The 21,096-nt window shown below is 63.4% G+C and carries 21 protein-coding genes; 11 read left to right on the top strand and 10 right to left on the bottom strand.

Annotated elements, in window-relative coordinates; genetic code table 11:
* Positions 1 to 5 precede the first annotated feature (5 nt).
* Together ppx and P9272_RS16870 are read right to left on the bottom strand one after the other, a co-directional pair.
* Positions 6 to 1,541, bottom strand: coding sequence for an exopolyphosphatase (gene ppx, locus P9272_RS16875; protein ID WP_278161367.1), 1,536 nt, complete (start codon positions 1,539 to 1,541; stop codon positions 6 to 8).
* Positions 1,538 to 3,733: an RNA degradosome polyphosphate kinase gene (locus P9272_RS16870; protein ID WP_278161366.1), complete on the bottom strand. Its 2,196-nt coding sequence runs from the start codon at positions 3,731 to 3,733 to the stop codon at positions 1,538 to 1,540. The genes ppx and P9272_RS16870 overlap by 4 nt, the downstream gene beginning before the upstream one ends.
* A gap of 249 nt (positions 3,734 to 3,982) precedes the next feature.
* On the opposite strand from P9272_RS16870, the gene P9272_RS16865 reads away from it, so the two are divergent.
* The gene (locus P9272_RS16865) at positions 3,983 to 4,228 is read left to right on the top strand and encodes a zinc-finger domain-containing protein (RefSeq protein WP_027169907.1); all 246 of its coding nucleotides are present in this window, start codon (positions 3,983 to 3,985) and stop codon (positions 4,226 to 4,228) included.
* A gap of 29 nt (positions 4,229 to 4,257) precedes the next feature.
* Positions 4,258 to 5,493 (top strand): FAD-dependent monooxygenase, encoded by a 1,236-nt coding sequence (locus tag P9272_RS16860; RefSeq protein WP_278161365.1) that lies wholly within the window; start codon positions 4,258 to 4,260, stop codon positions 5,491 to 5,493.
* Between the two features lie 30 nt (positions 5,494 to 5,523).
* On the opposite strand, the gene P9272_RS16855 is transcribed toward P9272_RS16860, so the two are convergent.
* From P9272_RS16855 to P9272_RS16835, 5 genes are all read right to left on the bottom strand, one after another.
* Positions 5,524 to 6,192, bottom strand: coding sequence for a TIGR02117 family protein (locus P9272_RS16855; RefSeq protein WP_278161364.1), 669 nt, complete (start codon positions 6,190 to 6,192; stop codon positions 5,524 to 5,526).
* 110 nt (positions 6,193 to 6,302) lie between these two features.
* On the bottom strand, positions 6,303 to 7,106 hold the full coding sequence (locus tag P9272_RS16850) for an amino acid ABC transporter ATP-binding protein (protein ID WP_095819976.1): 804 nt from the start codon (positions 7,104 to 7,106) through the stop codon (positions 6,303 to 6,305).
* A 69-nt stretch (positions 7,107 to 7,175) separates the two neighbouring features.
* A complete protein-coding gene (locus P9272_RS16845; protein ID WP_128260030.1) occupies positions 7,176 to 8,333 on the bottom strand; it encodes an amino acid ABC transporter permease in 1,158 nt (385 codons plus the stop codon).
* A gap of 4 nt (positions 8,334 to 8,337) precedes the next feature.
* Positions 8,338 to 9,525 (bottom strand): amino acid ABC transporter permease, encoded by a 1,188-nt coding sequence (locus tag P9272_RS16840; protein WP_128260029.1) that lies wholly within the window; start codon positions 9,523 to 9,525, stop codon positions 8,338 to 8,340.
* Between the two features lie 62 nt (positions 9,526 to 9,587).
* Entirely contained in the window at positions 9,588 to 10,616 is a 1,029-nt protein-coding gene (locus P9272_RS16835; RefSeq protein WP_128260028.1) for an amino acid ABC transporter substrate-binding protein, read from the bottom strand.
* Between the two features lie 481 nt (positions 10,617 to 11,097).
* Between P9272_RS16835 and P9272_RS16830 the strand changes: the two genes are divergently transcribed.
* The 4 genes from P9272_RS16830 to P9272_RS16815 all read left to right on the top strand — a co-directional run bounded on the left by P9272_RS16830 (position 11,098) and on the right by P9272_RS16815 (position 14,015).
* The gene (locus P9272_RS16830; protein ID WP_278161363.1) at positions 11,098 to 12,270 is read left to right on the top strand and encodes a cystathionine beta-lyase; all 1,173 of its coding nucleotides are present in this window, start codon (positions 11,098 to 11,100) and stop codon (positions 12,268 to 12,270) included.
* A 134-nt stretch (positions 12,271 to 12,404) separates the two neighbouring features.
* The gene (locus P9272_RS16825) at positions 12,405 to 13,088 is read left to right on the top strand and encodes an RNA polymerase sigma factor (RefSeq protein ID WP_278161362.1); all 684 of its coding nucleotides are present in this window, start codon (positions 12,405 to 12,407) and stop codon (positions 13,086 to 13,088) included.
* 97 nt (positions 13,089 to 13,185) lie between these two features.
* Entirely contained in the window at positions 13,186 to 13,710 is a 525-nt protein-coding gene (locus P9272_RS16820) for a DUF4142 domain-containing protein (protein ID WP_128260025.1), read from the top strand.
* On the top strand, positions 13,707 to 14,015 hold the full coding sequence (locus P9272_RS16815) for a cupredoxin family copper-binding protein (RefSeq protein ID WP_278161361.1): 309 nt from the start codon (positions 13,707 to 13,709) through the stop codon (positions 14,013 to 14,015). Before P9272_RS16820 ends, P9272_RS16815 begins: the two co-directional genes overlap by 4 nt.
* A gap of 46 nt (positions 14,016 to 14,061) precedes the next feature.
* On the opposite strand, the gene P9272_RS16810 is transcribed toward P9272_RS16815, so the two are convergent.
* Entirely contained in the window at positions 14,062 to 14,700 is a 639-nt protein-coding gene (locus tag P9272_RS16810; RefSeq protein WP_278161360.1) for an ABATE domain-containing protein, read from the bottom strand.
* A 319-nt stretch (positions 14,701 to 15,019) separates the two neighbouring features.
* Between P9272_RS16810 and P9272_RS16805 the strand changes: the two genes are divergently transcribed.
* From P9272_RS16805 to P9272_RS16790, 4 genes are all read left to right on the top strand, one after another.
* Positions 15,020 to 15,862 (top strand): alpha/beta hydrolase, encoded by an 843-nt coding sequence (locus tag P9272_RS16805; protein ID WP_278161359.1) that lies wholly within the window; start codon positions 15,020 to 15,022, stop codon positions 15,860 to 15,862.
* A gap of 27 nt (positions 15,863 to 15,889) precedes the next feature.
* Entirely contained in the window at positions 15,890 to 16,150 is a 261-nt protein-coding gene (locus P9272_RS16800; RefSeq protein ID WP_278161405.1) for an SDR family oxidoreductase, read from the top strand.
* Positions 16,151 to 16,183: 33 nt separating this feature from the next.
* On the top strand, positions 16,184 to 16,468 hold the full coding sequence (locus tag P9272_RS16795) for a hypothetical protein (RefSeq protein WP_278161358.1): 285 nt from the start codon (positions 16,184 to 16,186) through the stop codon (positions 16,466 to 16,468).
* Positions 16,469 to 16,680: 212 nt separating this feature from the next.
* The gene (locus P9272_RS16790; protein ID WP_278161357.1) at positions 16,681 to 17,766 is read left to right on the top strand and encodes an HPP family protein; all 1,086 of its coding nucleotides are present in this window, start codon (positions 16,681 to 16,683) and stop codon (positions 17,764 to 17,766) included.
* A gap of 94 nt (positions 17,767 to 17,860) precedes the next feature.
* On the opposite strand, the gene P9272_RS16785 is transcribed toward P9272_RS16790, so the two are convergent.
* Positions 17,861 to 18,727, bottom strand: coding sequence for a crotonase/enoyl-CoA hydratase family protein (locus P9272_RS16785; protein ID WP_278161356.1), 867 nt, complete (start codon positions 18,725 to 18,727; stop codon positions 17,861 to 17,863).
* Between the two features lie 83 nt (positions 18,728 to 18,810).
* Between P9272_RS16785 and P9272_RS16780 the strand changes: the two genes are divergently transcribed.
* The gene (locus P9272_RS16780; RefSeq protein ID WP_128260018.1) at positions 18,811 to 19,401 is read left to right on the top strand and encodes a TetR/AcrR family transcriptional regulator; all 591 of its coding nucleotides are present in this window, start codon (positions 18,811 to 18,813) and stop codon (positions 19,399 to 19,401) included.
* 49 nt (positions 19,402 to 19,450) lie between these two features.
* Here P9272_RS16780 and P9272_RS16775 read toward each other — a convergent pair whose 3' ends face one another.
* Complete coding sequence (locus P9272_RS16775; protein ID WP_278161355.1) at positions 19,451 to 20,674, bottom strand: anion transporter; 1,224 nt, start codon at positions 20,672 to 20,674, stop codon at positions 19,451 to 19,453.
* Positions 20,675 to 21,096: the final 422 nt, after the last annotated feature.

Below are 21,096 nucleotides of genomic sequence, written 5' to 3'. Positions count from 1 at the left end.
ACGTACTATTTGACCGAAACGCTCGGACCGCCTTCGACCGCCAGCACGAGGCGGCGGTTGGTGATGCGCGCCAGCTGCGCCAGCCGGCCGGCCGGGCGCTCGCCGTAGAGATCGGACAGCGAGGCCGGCAGCACCAGCGCCAGCGCGCCGTTGCCGCGGCTTTCCCATTTCAGCTTCGGCATCACGCCCGGCATCGCCGCGGTGAGGAGATAGACCACGCGCATCATCGCCGCCAGCACGCGGGCGCGCTCGAGCAGCCTGGGCGGTGCCAGCGCCTTGATCTCGGGCGCGATGCCGTCGTTGAAGATGCCGTCATGGCGGTAAGCATTGGCCAGGGCCAGATAGGCGCGGCCGGGATGGTCGACGCCGATGAAGGAGGCATGCGCGATGATGTTGAGCGACTGCCTGCCGCGATATTCGGGATGCGCGCGCCAGCCGATATCGGCGAGCAGGCAAGCGGCATGACGGTAGCGCGTTTCGTCTTCCGTCTCGTCGATGCCGAATGCCTTGAATGCCTTGCCGGTCCATTCGACAAGGTCATGCGCGTGGTGCACCGAGCGCGAGCGCAACAGCGCCAGTTCCTCTGCCGCCGAGATCAACGGATCGGCCTTCTGCTCCTCCGCGTCGAGCAGCGAATAGAGAAAGCCCTCGCGCACGCCCTGCGCCGAGACGACGATCTTCGAGGGCTGCATCGCCGACATGATCTCCTGCAGCACGACGGCGCCGTAGGGCAGCAGCGAGCGGCGGTTCTTGGAGACGCCTTCGATGCCCCTCACCTTCTCGACCTCGCCCTTGGCTACCTGCTTCAGGAACGCCTGTGCGCTGTCGACCGGAATCTCGTAGTGATGCATGACGCCGAGGGGGTAGTTGGTCATCTCCATATGCAGCCTGGCAAGGTTTCGCCAGGTGCCGCCGACGGCATAGAAGACCCTGCCTTGCCCGCCCTTGAGCAGCTTTGCCCGCGCCAGTTCCTGGCGCGCGATCTTCTGCGCCTGCACCAGGGAGTTCTTCGCCATGTCCTGCAGGCGCAGGCCGCCGAGCGGCAGCGTAATGCCGTCGCCGATCGCCTCTCGGTTGATGTCGATCAGCTCGAGACTGCCGCCGCCGAGGTCACCGGCGATGCCGTTGGCCGGATGGAAACCGGAAATGACGCCGAGCGCCGAATAATAAGCTTCCTGGCGGCCGGTGAGCACGCGGATCTCGGTCCTCAGCACCTCCTCGGCGCGGTGGATGAAATCGGGACCGTTGACCGCCTCACGCGCGGCGGCGGTCGCCAGCACATAGATGTGCTCGGCGCCTGCCTGATCCGACAGCGCGCGGAAGCGGCGGAACTCCTCCATAGAGCGGGTCACGGCTTCCGGATCGAGCTTGCCCGTCGAAACGATGCCGCGGCCGAGGCCGGCCAGCATCTTTTCGTTGAACAGCAGCGAGGGCGAGCGCGCCAGCCCTTCATAGACGACAAGGCGGATCGAGTTCGACCCTATGTCGATGATCGACAGCGGTCGCCGGTCCTGAAGCCGGCCCTGGGAAACTGCAATCACGCGGCGCTGTTCTTCTTGCGGCGTTTGAACTGGGCGATGCGCTTGGGCGCATGCGATTTCAGCGCGTCACCCCGTCCGGAGAGGCTCGGATTGGTCATGAAATATTCCTGCGCGTTGAACGGCTCCTCGCCCTCCTCCAGCACAACGCGCCGGGAGGTGCCGTCAGCCAATACGTCGAAACTTTGCTGGTTGTCCATGATGTTGCCCAGCATGATCTGGCCAAGCACCTGTTCATGCACAGTTGGATTGGTGATCGGCACCAGGGTCTCGACGCGGCGGTCGAGATTGCGCGGCATCATGTCGGCGGACGAGATGTAGACGATCGCCTCGTCCGACGGCAGGCCGTAGCCATTGCCGAAGCAGTAGATGCGGCTGTGCTCGAGGAAGCGTCCGACGATCGATTTCACCCTGATGTTTTCCGATAGGCCCGGCACCTGCGGCCTCAGGCAGCAGATGCCGCGCACGACGAGGTCGATCTCAACCCCGGCCCGGCTGGCGTCGTAGAGCGCGTCGATGACCGTCGGGTCGACCAGCGCGTTCATCTTCATCCAGATGCGCGCCGGCCGGCCCTCCCGGGCGTGGACGATCTCCTCCGCGATGTGCTTCAGAATGCGGTTGCGCAGCGTGAAGGGCGACACGGCAAGGCGCATCTCCTCGGCCGGTTCGGCATAGCCGGTGATGAAGTTGAATATCTGCGCGACATCGCGCGCGATCGTCGGGTCGGTGGTGAAGAAGGACAGGTCGGTGTAGATGCGGGCGGTGACCGGGTGGTAGTTGCCGGTGCCGAGATGGACGTAGTTGCGTAGCCGGCCGTCCTCGCGGCGCACGATCAAGGACATCTTGGCGTGGGTCTTCAGCTCCAGGAAGCCGAACACGACCTGGACGCCGGCGCGTTCGAGGTCGCGCGCCCAGCGGATGTTCGCCTCCTCGTCGAACCGCGCCTTGAGCTCGACCAGCGCCGTCACCGACTTGCCGGCCTCGGCGGCGTCGATCAGCGCGCGCACGATCGGGCTGTCGTTCGAGGTGCGGTAGAGCGTCTGCTTTATCGCCACCACCTCCGGATCGGCGGCGGCCTGACGCAGGAACTGCACCACCACGTCGAAGGATTCGTAGGGGTGGTGGACGATGATGTCCTTCTCGCGGATCGCAGCCAGGCAGTCGCCGCCATGCTCGCGGATTCGTTCGGGAAAGCGCGGATTGTAGGGGGTGAACTTCAGGTCGTCGCGTGGAATGGCGACGATCTCGGAAATCTGGTTGAGCGCAAGCGGACCGGTGAGAACGCTGATGCGGCTCGCCGAGACGCCCAGCTCGCCGGCGACGAAATCGCGCAATTCCGCCGGCATCAGCGTATCGAATTCGATACGGATCACTGAACCGCGGCGACGCCGCTTCAGCGCCGTCTCGAACAGGCGCACAAGGTCTTCCGACTCTTCTTCCACCTCGATATCGCTGTCGCGGATGATGCGGAACGTGCCCGAGCCCTTGACCTCATAGCCGGGGAACAGCTTGCCGATATAGATGCCGACCGCCTCCTCCAGCGGAATGAAGCGCACATGGCGCCTGCGGTCCGGCAGGCGGATGAAGCGCCTGAGCGCCACCGGCAGGCGCAAGAGCGCGCTCATCTCCTCGCCATTCTTGCGGTGGCGCAATTGCAAGGCGATGGAAAAGCCGAGATTGGGGATGAAGGGAAACGGATGCGCCGGATCGATCGACAGCGGCGTCAGCACAGGGAAGACCTGTTCCTGGAAATGCTCCTCCAGCCAAGTCTTCTCATCCTTGGTCAGCGCGTCTCGGGTGATGCTTTCGATGCCTTCCTTGTTGAGCAGGGCCATCAGCGCCGAGAGGCTCTTCTGCTGGTCCTCCTGCAGGCGCTCGACCTCGCGCAGCAATTGCTCGAGCTGCTGCTCGGGCGTGCGGCCGTCCGGGCTTTTCAGGGCAATGCCCTCGCGCACCTGACCGGCGAGGCCGGCGACGCGGACCATGAAGAACTCGTCGAGGTTGGCGGCCGAAATCGACAGGAAGCGCACCCGCTCAAGCAGCGGATGATGCTCGTTGAGGGACTCTTCCAGCACGCGCCGGTTGAACTGCAGCCAGGAAAACTCGCGATTGACGAAACGGTCGGGATTGCCACCGTCGGGGCTCGCCGCCTCGACGGTGATGAACTCGCTCTGCACCGGCTTCAGTTCGTTCATGTTTCCCGCTCTTGCCTGCAACCGCCTTAGGGAGACCCGCATATTGCCGTTCGGCGACGCTCTAACATCTCTTTGTGACGCAGGATCGTCACGGAATCGCTCCGTGCCAGCCTTACGCGCTTAACCGGCTCAACTTATCCTCTGGCAGCCTTTTGCGACAGTTTGATTTCATCGATCTTGCAAACTGGCATGTTATGCTCCAGATGCAGGCGGGTCACACCCACTGGCCGAACCCAATTGGAGACGACGATGGCAGGCGGCAGCATTCCCCATTTTCAGAACGACGCGGGCCATCCGGTCATCGAGATCGGTGTCAAGGAATTCATGTGCACCGGCGCCAACCCGCCTTTCGACCATCCGCATGTGTTCCTCGACATGGGCGACGATAATGAAAAGGTCTGCCCCTACTGCTCGACGCTTTACCGCTATTCGCCGTCGCTGAAGGCGACGGAAACGCAGCCGGCCGGCTGCCTCTATGTTGACCAGGCCGCCTGAGCCTGCAGATCATGAATGACTGCTAGACCATGAATGAGACAGGGTCCCGGCAAGTCGTCATAGCCGGGGCCGGCATCGCCGGACTGACTGCGGCACTCGCCTTTTCAGCCCGCGGCTTGCCGGTGAAACTGTTCGAGCAGGCCAAGCAGCTCCAAGCGGCCGGCTCCGGCCTCCAGCTGGCTCCCAACGCGACCCGCATCCTGCGCCGGCTTGGCGTACTGGACCGCCTGTTGCCCAACGCGGTCCGGCCCGAAGCGGTGGTGCTGAAGGATGCGAAAAGCCTGCGCGAGCTGGCGCGCGTACCGCTTGGACAGGCAGCCGAGCAGCGCTGGGGCGCGCCCTATCTGGTGTCCCACCGCGCCGACCTGCAGGCGGCCCTGGCGGAGGAAATGGCGGGGCGGTCGGATATCGAACTCGTCACCGGCGCGCGGGTGACTGGCATCGCCACCGACCCGCGAAGCGTAACCACGACGGTCGAGATCGAGGGGAAAACCACCTCGGTCGCAAGCAGCCTGCTGGTCGGAGCCGATGGCGTCTGGTCGACGGTTCGCGCGCGGCTTGCGGCCCGGGACCCCGCCTTCGCGAAAAGCCGCTTCTCGGGCCGACTGGCCTGGCGCGCCACTGTGGCGGTCGACGGCCCTGCCGGGCAGGCTTTTGCCGAGATCGGAGCGGCGGGCTGCGTCACCACCTTCCTTCATCCTGGCTTCCATCTGGTCGCCTATCCGGTGAGCAAGGGCCGCACCGTCAACCTTGCCGCTTTCACCAGAGGCGAACGTATCGCGGAAGGCTGGTCGGGGCATGCCGACCCGGCCGTCCTGTCCAATGCCATGCGTGGCACCGCAACCATGCTCGCAAGGCTCGTCGCGCTGGCGGGGCCGTGGACGGCGTTTCCAATGCACACTGTCCAGCAACCGCGCTGGGCGGTCCCGCAAGGCATCGCGCTGATCGGCGACGCCGCGCATGCCATGACCCCGTTCGCGGCGCAGGGCGCGGCCATGGGGATCGAGGACGCCTCGATGCTCGCCAATGCGGTTGCCGATTTTCCCGGCGATCCGGCCCACAGCCTCGCTGTCTGGGAAAATCTCAGGCGGCCGCGCGTCGAAAGAGTGCTGAAGCGCGGCGCGCTCAATCGGCTGACCTGGCACGCCTGGGGACCGGTGGCAGTCGCCCGCAATCTGGTGCTGGCGACGCGGCCGCCGGAAAAGCTCGCGGCGGACCTGGACTGGCTCTACGGGTGGGAGGAGCGGAAGGTGGCGCGGCGGTAGAGCGCCCGAGGACTCGATCGCGGTGCTACGTCAGTTATACAACCCCATCGACCACCACAGCGACACCGGCAGCGGGTTCCACCATCCCGTGCGAATGCCGGCGACACGCAGTCCCGCCGCCGTCCAGGTGTTGCAGCCGACCAGCGCGTTGAAGTGGCCGCCGGCTTCGTAGAAACGGTCATTGGTTGAATAACCCGCGTTCTCGACCACCATCGGTCCGTTCGGCCCCTGCCGGAAACTCGCGGCGATGTAGTCGAGCAGCGCTGCGAAATGCGCCTCATCGATGTCGAAGCCGGAGACATCCGAGTGCGGCTCCTTGATGGTGCCGGCGACATCGACATGCATCACCGAGGCGTCAAGCGTCAGCGCCTTCAAAGCCGGCGCGGCCTTCAATTGCGACCATGTCGGCGTCTCCAGGTAGAAGGCGCGGCCGCCCCAGCCGAAGACAATGTAGCGTGCACCCGGGGCATCCATCGGCAGACCGGCACCGGCCAGGAAGGCGAAGCGCCGGCGAACGCCGTCATCGAGAGGGACAGCGATGTCGGTATGGATCGGGTTCTTCAGCACCAATATGCGCCGCGTCCCCTCGCCTTCGGCCATCGCCGCAGGCCAGAGCGGGCGCGGCACCAACGTGCCGAGCGCGGCGGCAAGAAGCACCGCGGCAACCAGTGTGGCCAGGGAGCGCCAGATTTTTCTCATAAAGGTGTGGCTTTCCCTTTCAATCGAGCCAACCGCTATCAGCGGTTGCCCAAATAGCAAAAAAGCCCGACCGTCGCGCGGCCGGGCTTTTTGAATTGGCGTCAGATTGGTCAGTGCAGGATCTGCGACAGGAACAGTTTCGTCCGCTCATGGCGCGGATGATCGAAGAACTCGGCTGGCGTGTTCTGCTCGACGATCTGGCCCTGATCCATGAAGATCACGCGGTTGGCGACCTTGCGGGCAAAGCCCATCTCGTGGGTGACGCACAGCATCGTCATGCCCTCTTCCGCCAGGCCCACCATCGTCTCCAGCACTTCCTTGATCATCTCGGGATCGAGCGCCGAGGTCGGCTCGTCGAACAGCATGATGCGCGGATTCATGCACAGCGAGCGCGCGATCGCCACGCGCTGCTGCTGGCCGCCGGAGAGCTGGCCCGGATATTTGTTGGCCTGTTCCGGGATCTTGACGCGCTTGAGGAAATGCATGGCGATTTCCTCGGCCTGCTTCTTCGGCATCTTACGCACCCAGATCGGCGCCAGCGTGCAGTTTTCCAGAATGGTAAGGTGCGGGAACAGGTTGAAATGCTGGAACACCATGCCGACCTCGCGGCGCACCTCGTCGATCTTCTTCAGATCATTGGTGAGCTCCTTGCCGTCGACGATGATCTTGCCCTTCTGGTGCTCCTCCAGCCGGTTGATGCAGCGGATCATGGTCGACTTGCCGGAGCCGGAGGGACCGCAAATGACGATGCGCTCGCCGCGCATCACCTTGAGGTTGATGTCCTTCAGGACATGGAACTCGCCATACCATTTGTGCATGCCGACAATGTCGATGGCGACATCGGTGGTCGAGATGTGCATCTTCTTGGCATCGACCTTCAGGTCTTCCGCGCTGACGGCGTTCTCGGTGGTCATGGCCAATTCCCCTTATCGTTGTTCTTGGTGCATGTCCCAAAACCGCAACACAGTTTTGGTCGATATGCATCAGCGTTTGTAGCCGGTGTCGAGCCGGCGTTCGGTGTACATTGAATAGCGCGACATACCGAAGCACAACAGCCAGAAAACGAAGGCGGCAAAGATCAGGCCGGACTTCGGGGTTTGCGGTGTCGCCCAGTTCGGGTCGGCGAAGTTCTGCTTGACCACGCCGAGCAGGTCGAACATCGAGATGATCAGGACCAGGCTCGTGTCCTTGAGCATGCCGATGAAGGTGTTGACGATGCCTGGGATGACCAGTTTCAGGGCCTGGGGCAGCACGATCAGGCCCATCTTCTGCCAATAGCCGAGGCCGAGCGAATCGGCGCCTTCATACTGGCCCTTCGGGATCGCCTGCAGGCCGCCGCGGATCACTTCCGCCATATAGGCGGCGGCAAACAGCGACACGCCAATCAGGGCCCGCAGGTATTTGTCGAAGCTTACGCCTTCCGGCAGGAACAGCGGCAGCATGACGCTGGCGAAGAACAGCACCGTGATCAGCGGAATGCCGCGCACCGTCTCGATGAAGACGATGCACAGCCATTTGACTATCGGCATCTTCGAACGCCGGCCGAGCGCCAGGACGATGCCCATCGGCAGCGACACGGCAATGCCGACGAAAGACAGGCTGAGCGTGACCAGCAGCCCGCCCCAACGCGGGGTCTCGACATGCGGCAGGCCGAACACGCCGCCGACCAGCAGGAAGAAGGCGACTATCGGCAACGCCACGAAGAGAAGAAGCGCGTTCAGCCCCTTGCGCGGCACGCGCGGGATCAGCATCGGCACCAGCAGCGCCACGAACAGGACGGCGACGAGAATTGGCCGCCAGCGCTCCTCGATGGGATAGGTGCCGAACATGAGCTGGCCGAACTTGGCGTTGACAAAGGCCCAGCAGGCACCGGTCCAACCGTCGGGCTGGATGCCGCCTTGCGAAGCGGTAGTGCATACCGTGCGGTCCGGGCCGGTCCAAACGGCGTTGATGAAGGCCCAGTTGATGATTTGCGGCAAGATCCAAAGCACGATGGCGATGCCCAGCACAGTGAGGATGGTGTCGCCGACCGAACCGATCAGGTTCTTGCGTACCCAGGCATAGGCGCCGCGTTCGGTAGGCGGCGCGGGCTGCGCCAGCGCCATCTCGGTGCGCACCCAGGACATATCGTGTTCCTGCATGGCCTTACCTCTCCACCAGCGCCATTCTGGCGTTGACGATGTTCATGACGAAGGACGTCACGAGACTCAGCACCAGATAGGCGATCATCATGATGAACACCCCCTCTACCGCCTGTCCGGTCTGGTTCAGCACGGTGCCGGCGGTGGCTGTCAGATCAGGATAGCCGATGGCAATGGCCAGGGATGAGTTCTTGGTCAGGTTGAGATACTGGCTGGTGAGCGGCGGGATGACGATGCGCATCGCCTGCGGGATCACCACCAGCCGCAGGATCGGGCCGGAGCGCAGGCCAAGTGCGGCTGCCGCCTCGGTCTGGCCCTTGCTGACGCCCCTGATGCCGGCGCGCACGATCTCGGCGATGAACGCCGCGGTGTAAAAGGACAGCGCCAGCAGCAGCGACAGGAACTCCGGCTTGATCCAGAAGCCGCCGGTCAGGTTGAAGGTCGACTGCTTCGGAAAATCGAAGGTGAGCGGCATGCCGCTGAGCAGAAAGGCAAGCACCGGCAGGCCGATGATGAGAGCGACCGACGTCCAGAACACCGGGAATTGCTGGCCGGTTGCCCGCTGCCGCTGCCGCGCCCTGTGGGCGACGAACCAGGCCATCGCGATGGCGAGCAGCAATGCCACGCCGATCAGCCAGGAACCATCTGCCCAGACGGCGCGCGGCAGATAGAAACCACGCTGGTTGAGGAAGGAGCCGAGGGGCAAATGGATGCTCTCGCGCGGCGGCGGCAGCACGGCGAGCACGCCGGAATACCAGAAGAAGATGACCAGCAGCGGCGGGATGTTTCGGAAAATCTCGACATAGACCGTGCAGATCTTGCGGATCAGCCAGTTCTGCGAGAGGCGGCCGATGCCGATGAGGAAGCCGACGATAGTGGCAAGCACGATGCCGGCGACGGCAATGATGATCGTATTGAGCAGACCGACGACCAGCGCTCGGAAATAGGTCGAGTCGGAAGTGTAAGCGATCGGCGTGTCCGAGATGTCGAAGCCGGCCCTGCTCTTGAGGAAGCCGAAGCCTGAGGCGATGTGCAGGCGCTGGAGGTTTTCGATGACGTTGTGGACGATCCACCAGATCGAGCTGAACAGCAGGATCACCACCAGCGTCTGAAAGAACAGGCTGCGTATTCTCGGGTCATTGATGAAGGAGCCGCGGCTCGGCTCCCCGCGAAGGATTTCCTGCGAAGCCATGGACCGTCCCCTGGAAAGAGAAACCGGGAGGCAGACAACCTGCCTCCCGGATCACGTTTCTGTCAGCGGACCGGCGGACCGTATTGCAGGCCGCCCTTGGTCCACAGCGCGTTGATGCCGCGCGCGATCTTGAGCGGGCTGCCCGAGCCGACATTGCGCTCGAACATTTCACCATAGTTGCCGACAGCCTTGACGATGTTGACAACCCAATCGTTGGAAAGACCGAGATCGGCGCCATACTTGCCGTCCGGCTCGGTGCCGAGAAGGCGCTGGATATTCGGGTCGGTCGACGTTTTCATCTCATCGACATTCGCCTGGGTGATTCCTGCTTCCTCTGCGTTGAGCAGCGCGAAATAGGTCCAGCGCGCGATGTGAGCCCACTGGTCATCGCCCTGGCGCACGGCCGGTCCGAGCGGCTCCTTGGAGATGATCTCGGGCAGCACGACGTGATCGGCCGGCGATGACAGCGTCAGGCGGATGCCATATAGGCCGGACTGGTCGGTGGTGTAAGCGTCGCAGCGGCCGGCATCATAGGCGGCGTTGACCTCTTCCAGCTTCTCAAACACGACGGGATTGTATTCCATCTTGTTCTTCTTGAAGTAGTCGGCGAGGTTCAGCTCGGTCGTGGTGCCGCTCTGCACGCAGACGGCGGCTCCCGAAAGCTGCAGCGCCGAGTTCACGCCCGGCAGCTTCTTGGCGTTGATCATGAAACCCTGACCGTCATAGTAGGTGACGCCGACGAAATCGAGGCCGAGCGCGCTGTCGCGATTGCTGGTCCAGGTGGTATTGCGCGACAGGATATCGATCTCGCCCGACTGCAGCGCAGTGAAACGCTCCTTTGCGCTGAGCGGCGTGAACTTGACCTTGGAGGCGTCACCGAAAACGGCGGCCGCAACGGCGCGGCAAAAGTCCGCGTCGATGCCTTTCCAGTCACCCTTGTCGTCCGGCGCCGAAAAGCCGGCGAGACCGGTCGAGACGCCGCACTGGAGAAAGCCCTTCTGCTTCACGGTATCGAGCGTGCCTGCCGAAGCGGCGGACGCCATGAACCCGAGCGCGGCGGCGCCAAGAATGCCGATTGCAATGTGTTTCATGACCCACATACCCTTTTCTGTTACAGGCGCCCCTACTGGCAGGCGACGCTTGATCTTTTTTCGTTTGTGAATGCAGCTCCCACTTCAAGGCCCACTCCCGGACCCGCATCGGTTGCCGATGCGCTGCCTCCCATTCACGAAACGCATCGAAGGCGATTATTCCTGTGAGGTCAAGGGAAATGACCGAAACCTCAAAGGTTTGAAAAGCAATTGCCGCAGATGCCCGAATTGCGGACAAGAGCCCATGAAATCGGCAGAACATGCGAACAAATCAGTCAAGTTTCGGCGGCGCGAATCCATGATCCGACGGCCCCATCCGCTCGGCAATAGCCGTGCTTTATTGGGCGCGGGCGGAGTTGGATTGGCCTAGCTGAAGACCGGCTTTTGGCGGGCCTGGCGCGGTTGCGCGGGCTTGGCCGCCGCTTTATGGCTGGTCCCCTTAGATCATTCGACCCTCACATTAATCGGCTGGCGACGAACCATGGCTAAAGACGGCATCGAAATGGGCACCAACACGCTGCTTGCCCATTCCGGCAACAACCCGCGCGACTATTTCGGCTTCGTCAACCCGCCGGTCGTGCACGCCTCCACGGTGCTTTACCCGGACGCGGCATCGATGGCTGGACGCAGGCAGAAATATACATACGGCACGCGCGGCACGCCGACGATGGATGCGCTGACGCTCGCCGTCGATGCGCTGGAAGGCTCAGCCGGCACCATCGCGGTGCCTTCGGGATTGGCGGCGGTGACGGTGCCGCTGCTCGCCTTCCTGGCCGCCGGCGACCATCTGCTGATCGTTGATAGCGTCTACCAGCCGACGCGCCACTTCGCGGACACGATGCTGAAGCGGCTCGGCGTGGAGGTCGAATATTACGAGCCGCGAATCGGCGCCGGCATCGCTTCGCTGATCAGGCCCCACACCAGGGTTGTGTTCACCGAATCGCCGGGATCGAACACCTATGAGGTCCAGGACATCCCGGCGATCGCCAAGGTTGCGCATGAAGCGGGCGCGATCGTGATGATGGACAACACCTGGGCGACGCCACTCTATTTCAAGCCGCTCGACCATGGCGTCGACATCTCGATTCATGCGGCGACGAAATATCCGGCGGGCCATTCCGACGTGCTGCTTGGCCTGGTTTCGGCCAACGAGGCCTGCTGGACGAAGCTTTATGACGGCTTCTGCACGCTGGGCTGCTGTTCCGGTCCGGACGATGTCTACCAGGTCCTGCGCGGCCTGCGCACGATGGGCGTGCGGCTCGAACATCACCGCAAGTCCGCGCTCGATATCGCCCGCTGGCTGGAGGAGCAGGCGGGGGTCGCGCAAGTGCTGCACCCGGCGCTGGAAAGCCATCCCGATCATGCGCTGTGGAAGCGCGATTTCTGCGGCTCGAGCGGCGTTTTCTCGGTCGTGCTCAAGGGCGGCGGACAGAAAGCGCAGCACGCTTTCCTCGACGCGCTCAAGATCTTCGGCCTCGGCTATTCCTGGGGCGGCTATGAGAGTCTCGCCGTGCCGGTCTTCCTCGGCGACCGCACGCTTGCAAAGGGCTCTTATGCCGGTCCGCTGATCCGTCTGCAGATCGGGCTGGAGGATGTCGAAGACCTCAAGGCCGACATCGCGCGTGGGCTCGCGGCGGCGGCTGCCGCCGAGTGACGAACTGATCGGCGGGCGATTTCGACCAGACAAGCCTCTGCCGGAGCAGTAGCATGCCGGTGCACCCACTCGGGAACCTTTTGCCGGCAAGCGCATCCAATCGCGGATGAAAAACTGCGGGAGATCAGAGCGAGATGAGAAGGCCCGCTATTGAAGCCGCCGCGGTCGGCGCGACAGAGGCTGGCGACATCGCGCTGGTGCGCCGGGCGCTGGCGCGTGACCCGGATGCGGTCCGCGCCATCATCAAGACGCACAACCAGCGGCTCTACCGCATCGCGCGCGGTGTGGTGCGCAACGACGCCGAGGCCGAGGATGTCGTGCAGGAGGCTTATATGCGCGCCTTCTCCAGTCTCGCCGCCTTTCGCGGCGAGGCCTCGCTTTCGACCTGGCTGTCTCGCATCGTCATCAACGAGGCGCTTGGCAGGCTGCGCAAGCGCAGGCGCATCGTGGCGATGCCCGAAAACCCGGAGGCGCGGATCATCCCGTTTCCCCTGAACCCAAGCGATGATCCGGAGCGGACAATGGCGCAGCGGCAGATCCTCGGGCTTGTCGAACGGGCGACCGACAGCCTTCCCGATGTCTATCGCACCGTTTTCGTCGCTCGTGTCATCGAGGGCCTCAGCATTGAGGAGACCGCCGACCTTCTGGGCATCCGGCCGGAGACAGTGAAGACCAGGCTGCACCGGGCGCGCAGCCTAGTGCGCAAGGCGCTCGACGACGAGATCGGCCCGGTGCTGCTCGACGCCTTCCCCTTCGCCGGACGACGCTGCGAGCGGCTGACCCGGGCGGTGATGGGACGGCTGGGATTCGAGCCCTGATTTTGGTTTTTCCGGGAACGTTTCGTTCTCGCCCGCATCCAATGGTGGTCAACACCAGATGAAGCCCGAGGCCGCGCCTACGGGTGAAGGAGATGCCATGTTCATGCGACCGACCGCCGCCCTCGCCGCCCTTTTCCTGATGAGCACCGCGCCACTGGCGCTGGCCGCCGAGAAGCCCACCGACCCGCAGATCGCCCACATCGCCTATACGGCAGGCACGATCGACATCGAGGCGGCCAAGCTGGCGATCGAGAAATCCAAGAACAAGGAGATCATCGCTTTCGCCAAGGATATGGAGCGCGACCATGAGGCAGTGAACAAACAGGCGCTCGACCTGGTGAAGAAGCTGAAGGTCACGCCAGAAGACAATGACACCAGCAAGACGTTGGCCAAGGCAGCCAAGGAAGAACGCGCCAAGCTGGCGAAGCTCAAGGGTGCCGACTTCGACAAGGCCTATATCGAGAACGAGATCGCCTATCATAAGCAGGTCGACGGCGCGCTCGAAACCCTGCTCATCCCCTCAGCCAGCAATGCCGAGCTGAAGAGCCTGCTGGAGACCGGCCTCAAGATCTTCCAGGGGCATGAACAGCATGCCGAACATGTTGCCGGCATGCTGAAATGAGACCGCAGCTTCTCGCGCCGATGCTGGCAACGGTGCTCGTTGCATCGCCGGCCTTCGCGGCGACCATCGAGGTGACGATCGACAAGCTGGTCTTTTCGCCGGGAAGCGTTCAGGCCAAGGTCGGAGACACGATCGAGTGGACGAACAAGGACATGTTTGCCCACACCGCGACGGTCAAAGGCGCCTGGGATGTGATGATCCCGGCAAAGTCGAAGGGCAAGGTCACGCTGAAGACGGCGGGAGCGGTCGACTATTTCTGCCGCTTCCACCCGAATATGAGGGGTCGCGTCGAGGTCGCCCCCTGATCCTCTACAACCGGGGGCGAGACGCGACTCGCTCCCGGAAATTGCCTTAATGATCGCCCTTGTGCCGATGCCGATGGGTGGCCTGTTTTGCCCGGTTGCCGCAGGCAGCCATGCTGCACCAGCGGCGCCGGTGGCCGCGGGTATGATCGGCAAAAAGCAGCGTGCAGGCTGGCCCCTCGCAGGCCTTCACATGTGAAAAATCTTCGGTGCAGACGAGTCTGGCCAGAGCCTCTCCGATCGGCAGAAGGAGCGCCTCGGGCGTGCGCCATTTGCGCTCCGTGACAAGCTGAAATGGGATGTACCCGCCGGCTGGCATGTCCTTGCCCGCAAGCGAAGGGGAGATCCGGCTGAAGGTCGCGTCCCGCTCGAGCAAGCGGTTGAGCGGCTCCAGCTGCGCAAGGTCCATTGCGCTCAAGGGCCGCCCCTTGTGTTCGCGCACGAACCCTCGGAACCATTCCCTCAGGTGCCTTGCCTGATCGGCGACCTTATCGAGTTCACCCGGAAGGGCATGGCTGCGAACGCCAGCGAGCGCCTCGGCCGTCACGAGACGTGCCTGCTCCAGCCAGCCCAGCAATCCCTCGCCGTCGTCGATCCAGTCCACGGGGCTATCGACCGGCGTCGCGACCGAATTGAGGAAATCCAGGCCGAGCGCATCGCCCACAAACATCGCAGGTAGGCGGTCCATCACAACTCCAGTTCCGCGCCCGCAGCCGTCCGCGCGTCGATTCGTGAACACATGATCGTGATAACCTCTTTAAAGCCGGTTGACAAGTTACGCTCACACTCGGTAACCATTCTATATGGTTTTAAGCGGTTACCATTTTTGTGCCGGACTCGGAAGGAACCCGCAATGCGCGGCAACGAGGTGAACCTTGAAAAATTCCCGATTTAGCAGCTCGCGGCGCCTCAAGCGGCGCAGAGACCGATCTCGCCAGCGGCAGATTGTTGCTCGCTAAGATCATAACTGTCTTAATAGCAACAAATTGGTTAGAATGGAGAGAAAGATGACCACCTACCGTACCGCAGATGTTGACGGCTTCACCGTTTTCTATCGCGAGGCCGGCACCCCCGGCGCGCCGAAACTGCTCTTGCTGCATGGCTTTCCGAGCTCGGGCCATATGTTCCGCGACCTGATTCCGCTGCTCGCCGAGCGTTTCCATATCGTCGCGCCCGACCTGCCGGGCTTCGGCCGCTCCGACATGCCGCAGGCCAGCGACTTCACCTACACCTTCGACCGCATCGCCGAGGTCATCGACCGCTTCACTGAAATTGTCGGCTTCGATCGCTACGCCATCTATGTCTTCGACTATGGCGCACCGACCGGGTTCCGGCTGGCGTTGAAGCATCCCGAGCGCATCGCCGCGATCATTTCGCAGAACGGCAACGCGTATGAGGAAGGTTTGAGCGATGGCTGGAATCCTATCCAGACCTATTGGCGGGATCCTACGCCCGCCAACCGCGAAGCGTTGCGGGGCTTCCTCAAGCCGGAAGCGGTTGCCTGGCAATATACGCATGGCGCACCGGCGGAGATGGTCGCGCCGGACGGGCATTCGCTGGACAGCTTCTATCTCGCCCGCCCCGGCAATGAGGACGTTCAGCTTGACCTCTTCGGCGACTACAAGAGCAACGTCGCGCTCTACCCGGCGTTCCAGGCCTATTTCCGCGCGCACAGACCGCCTCTCCTGGCGGTGTGGGGCAAGAACGACCCCTTCTTCCTGCCGCCCGGTGCCGAGGCGTTCAAGCGCGACATACCGAACGCGGTCGTGCGCTTCCTCGACACAGGTCATTTCGCCCTCGAAACCCACGCCGGGGATGTCGCTGCCGCCATCCGCGACTTCCTCGGCTGATCAGAAAAGAGAACTCGCCATGTCGAAATCCGTCGCCGTCAGGTCAACAGTGTGCTGCCTGGTCCGGTGATGACCGACCGACGACGCTCCTATCTCGAACATTGGGCGCCTCTGCACACGCAAAGCCTTGAGGAAGAGACGGCCAATTTCCCCAGGGAAGCAGTCATTGCCCGGCACGGCGAGCCGGCGGACATCGCCGAGTTGACGGCTTTCCTCGTCTCACCCGCCCCTCGCTGGATGACCGGCTCGACGCTGCGCATGGACGGCGGCGAGGCGAAGTCCGTTTAACTTGACGCGTCGATCGCAAAGGAGGATGGACCGATGATTGCATGGGACCGCGTGACCCGCGCTCATGTCTTGCGCGCGATGGAAGACTACGACCGGCTGGGGCCCGAGCGGTTCTTTGCCGAACATGGCTTTGCCCCCACCACCACCTATGAGCTGGCCTCGGAGGGCCGTCTCTACCCGCCAAAGGCGATCTTGGGCACCGCCTATGAGTTCGCCACCGGCGCGCGGCTCGCCTCGGGTGATTTCGAGGGCGGCAAGAGCGGCGCGGTCAAGGTGCTCGGTAAATTGGGCTTCGCCGTACGGGCCAAAGAGAGTTAGCTCGCCTACGGTTCCCTGATCGAATCCGCAAACCATCGTAACGCATTGGCGCGTTTGACAAAGGCAAAGCCGCTGGCGGCATGTCCTCCGCAGCGCGCCGCGCAATAATATTCTCTGCGGCCGCGAATATACGGATTGGTTTGGCTTCCAAATCCGCGAATTCAGCGTCATTGCGAGCAACGCAATTCCACCCATTCGATCCAAGGCTTGCTATGGCGTTCCGCCTCTTTGTTCCAATCCTTGCGGGCGCGACGCTTCGCGAACGGCTGCTCGCCTGCATCGGCGCGACCATCGGCATCGCGCTCACCGGCATGATCAGCGGGCTCGCTATGGGCAGCGGGTCGCTCGTGGCGATGCTCGTGGCGCCGATGGGCGCTTCCGCGGTGCTGCTTTTTGCCGTTCCATCAAGCCCGCTGGCGCAGCCCTGGTCGATCATCGGAGGCAACACGATTTCGGCGCTGGTCGGAGTGACGGTGGCGCATTTTGTGCACGACACGGTAATCGCCTCCGGGCTTGCGGTGGCGCTGGCGATCGCCGCCATGTCGTTCACGCGATCATTGCATCCGCCGGGCGGTGCGGCGGCGCTTACGGGCGTGCTCGGCGGGCCGGCGGTTGCCGCGGCCGGCTTCCTGTTTCCGTTTGTGCCGGTGGCGCTTAACTCAACCATCCTGGTCACGCTCGGCTTCCTCTTCCATAAGCTGTCGCGCCGCAACTATCCCCATGTGCATGTGCCAGCCAACAGCAGTCACGGCACAGCCGACCGCCCGCCGGCCGAGCGCGTCGGCTTTCGGCCCGAGGATGTCGATGCGGCGCTCTCGGCGCTCGACGAAACCTTCGATATCGACCGCGATGACCTGGAGCGCCTGCTGCGCCAGGTCGAGCTGCAGGCGATGGTCCGTTCGCAACGCACGCTGCTTTGCCGGGACATCATGTCCCGCGACGTGATCTCCGTGTCGGAGACGGCTTCAGCCCACGAGGCGCGCAACCTTTTGATCGACCACAACATCCGCACCTTACCGGTCGTCGACGCGGAAGGACGGCTCACCGGCGCACTCGGCCTGCGCGAGTTGACGAGAGCGACCGACACGGTCGGAGGAGTGATGTCGAAAGCAAGCACTGCTTTGCCCGACGTGCCGGCGATGAGCCTGCTGCCGACACTGACCGACGGGCGCAGTCATGCGGTGGTGATCGTCGATGGCGGCCGGCATATACTTGGGCTGATTACGCAGACCGACCTTCTGGCGGCAGCCGCGCGCGTGCAGCAGGCAGGCAAGGCGCCGTTGAAAGCGGTGGCCTAAAGAGCAGTACCAGGAACGCGGCAACGTTTTCCCGCCCGAAAGTCTGACGCGGTTCAGCGCTTTCCTGAAACGCAGAGCCGCTTCAGACGAGGCGTCAGTCAGGCAAGCCGGCCGCCTGGTCGCGACGCCGCGTGGCACGCGTGGCCTTGTCCGACCGGGTGACATGAGCCCATGAACCGTCATAGACCGCCTGCCTGCGCTCGATCCAGGCGCTCAAGCCTTCGCGCAGGTCTGCTGTCGGGGCCAAGCGGGCGAATTGCTCCGCCTCCACCAGCAGGCCTTCCGCGATGCTCGAGTTGATGCCGCGCGCCACCGCTGTGAGGATACTGGTGACCGCCGTCTGCGAATGAGTCACGATGCGGCGGGCAAGGTCAAGGGCCGCCGGCATCAGCTCTTCGTGCGGTACGACCTTGTTGACCAGGCCAAGCTCGGCGGCGCGAGCGGCGGAAAATGTCTCGCCGGTCAACAGCAGCTCCAGCGCGCGCTTGCGACCGGCAAGCCGTGGCAGGCGCTGGGTGCCCCCGAAAGTCGGCGGCATGGCAAGCTTGATCTCCGGCTTGGCGAACAAGGCGCGGTCGCTGGCGACGGCCAGCGGCACCGCTTCCGTGATCTCGCAGCCGCCGCCAAAGGCAAGGCCGTTGACGGCGGCGATCACCGGCTTGCGGAACGCTTCCAGCCGCGCCGTCAGACGCTGGCCACGCATGACGAAATCGCGCAGCGCGACATTGGTGCCCTCGGACACGCTCAACGAGAATTCGTGGATATCCCCGCCGGCGGAAAAGGCGCGTTCCCCTGCCCCCGTGAGGATGACGGCGCGCACGTCCTCGTCCGTCTCGATCAGGTCGAGGTGCGACAGCAGCCGGTCGATCAGCGCGTAATTCAGCGCGTTCAGCTTGTCGGGGCGGTTGAGTGTGAGGATCGCAACGCCGTCGCGCGTCTCGCTCAGTACAAGGTCGGTCATGGCTTTTTCCTTTCCGGTGGTTCGGCGGGATAAGGAGCAGGCTTTCGATTGCTTGTATATTCACTAGTGGGTATACTTTTATGATGAGCGAAAAGACCAATCCCACCCGAAAACGCCTTGTCGATGCGGCGACCAAGCTCTTTTATGCCGAAGGCATCGGCCGCGTCAGCGTCGACGCCGTGGCCGAGAAGGCAGGACTTACCAAGCGCACGCTCTACTACCATTTCAAGAGCAAGGACGACCTGATCGCGGCCTATCTCGATGGACGCGACCAGCCTAATCTCGAGCAGATGGCGGGGTGGTTCGATGCGGCGGAGGGCGGCGCGGACAAAAAGGTCGAGGCGATCTTCACCAATCTGGCGCGGGTTGCCCGCCATCCCAAATGGAAGGGCTGCGGCTTCCTGCGCACGGCGGCCGAGCTGGCGGCGAAGCCGGGACATCCGGCAGTGAAGGCTGGAGCACGCCACAAGACCAATTTCGAGAAATGGCTGGCCGGTGCGCTTTCAAGCCACGACGTCGCCCAGGCGAAGATGCTGGCGCGCGAGATCGTGCTTTTGATGGACGGCGCCTTTTCCAGCATGCTGATCCATCACAATCCCGACTACATCAACGCCGCCGGCCATGCCGCCGCGACGCTGATACGGGCGAGAATGGCAGGCAAACACGTAGCTTAGATGGTGGGCGCTCCCGGCGCATCGATTAAGGCGTCCGAGGGGAGCCTCTTCAGGACAGGGCCAGCCAGGCGGTGCCGGCGAGAAGCGTCAACAGCGTCAGCGGCAAGCCAACCTTGAAGAAGGCAGAAAAGGAAAGCTCCTTGCCGACCGCCTTCGCCTGCTCGGCGACGATCAGGTTGGCGACTGAGCCGAGCAGCGTGAAATTGCCGGCCAGCGTCGAGCTCATCGCCACGACCAGCCAGGCGCGCTCCGGGTTTTCCAGCCCGGGAATGAAGGGCCGCAGCGCCAGCACCGCCGGCACATTGCTCATGATGTTGGAGAGCACCGCGGTGAAGCCGGAAAGCCGCCAGACATCGTCGAGCCCGATGTTCTTCGCCCAGGCGATCATATCGGGCGTGAGAAGCGTACGCTCGGCGCCAGCCACCACCACGAACAGGCCGGCGAACATGAACAGCAGCGGCCCGTCGATCTCGCGATAGATGCGCCGAGGCTTGATTGCCCGGGTGACGAGCAGGAAAGCGCCGGCAATCAGGGCCGCCTTGGCGACGGGAACGCCGGCGAAGAAGGCGAGCGCCAGCAGCACGCAGACGACGGTGGCCTTCAGCACCTGTCCTGGCAGCATGCGGCCTCGATACACTTCCGGGCTGAGCTCGGCGGGGCGGGAGAATTCGGCGCGATAGACGATGCGTATGATGACGATGACGCAGAGCAGGCCGAACAGGGCCACCGGCGCGAGCGCCAGCGTGAAGGCCGGATAGGAAATGCCAGACAGCGCGCCGATCACCATGTTCTGCGGGTTGCCGGTGATGGTGGCGACGCTGCCGCAGTTCGACGCCGTGCAGGTGGCGATGAGGTAAGGCACCGGGTTGCGGTTGATGACGCGGGTGACATGAACGACGATCGGCGCCATCACCAGGCAGATCGCGTCATTGACCAGAAAGGCCGAGAGCACGCCGGTCAGCAGCGTCACCATGACCAAGAGCATGAAGGGCGCATGGGCGTGTTCGATGGCAAAGCCGCCAAGCGCACGAAACGCGCCGGAAACCTTCAGATGCGCGACCACGATCATCATGCCGAGCAGCAGCGTGATGGTGTCGAAATTGATGGCTTTGTAGGCATCCTCCATGCCTATCGCGCCGATGGCGATCATGGCGGCACCGCCGAGCAGCGCGATCCCGGCGCGGTCGAGGCGCAGCCCGGGAATGCGGCCGACCGCGACGCCGGCATAGGTAAGCACGAGGATTAAAAGCGCGCCCGCGCCGGTCCATGTCATTGCAAGAAGGTTCCCGTTGCCGGCCCTGTCCGCTAGAATCGGCCGGAGGACGGGGCGGCCTCACATTTAGCAAGGGCGGCGGAAAGGGAAAGCGTGCAAGCGCAAGGCGTGATGACGCTTTCGTGCTTTCACATTCATAATCCCTAATGTAAAGAACAGTGAATTAACATATCTGACCGATAATCCAGGCGTTGGGGACTAAACGGATGAACACGGTCGTTGAAGCGGAACATCGCGTCCCATCGCGGGAGGAATTGATGCGTCCGCAGGAATGCCCCCGCTGTCACGGGGCCAAAAAAGTCTTCGTCTGCGCGCGCTGGCTGAGCTCGAATGGCCATTGCTGCCCGGAGGGCACGCACCGGATTAACTGCCCAGGACACAGCAGCGTCTGTCTCGAATGCAGCGGGCGCGGCACCTAGCGG

Source organism: Mesorhizobium sp. WSM4976, from assembly GCF_029625685.1.
In the GTDB taxonomy this organism is placed as follows: domain Bacteria; phylum Pseudomonadota; class Alphaproteobacteria; order Rhizobiales; family Rhizobiaceae; genus Mesorhizobium.
This window is presented reverse-complemented; position numbering and strand designations above follow the sequence as displayed.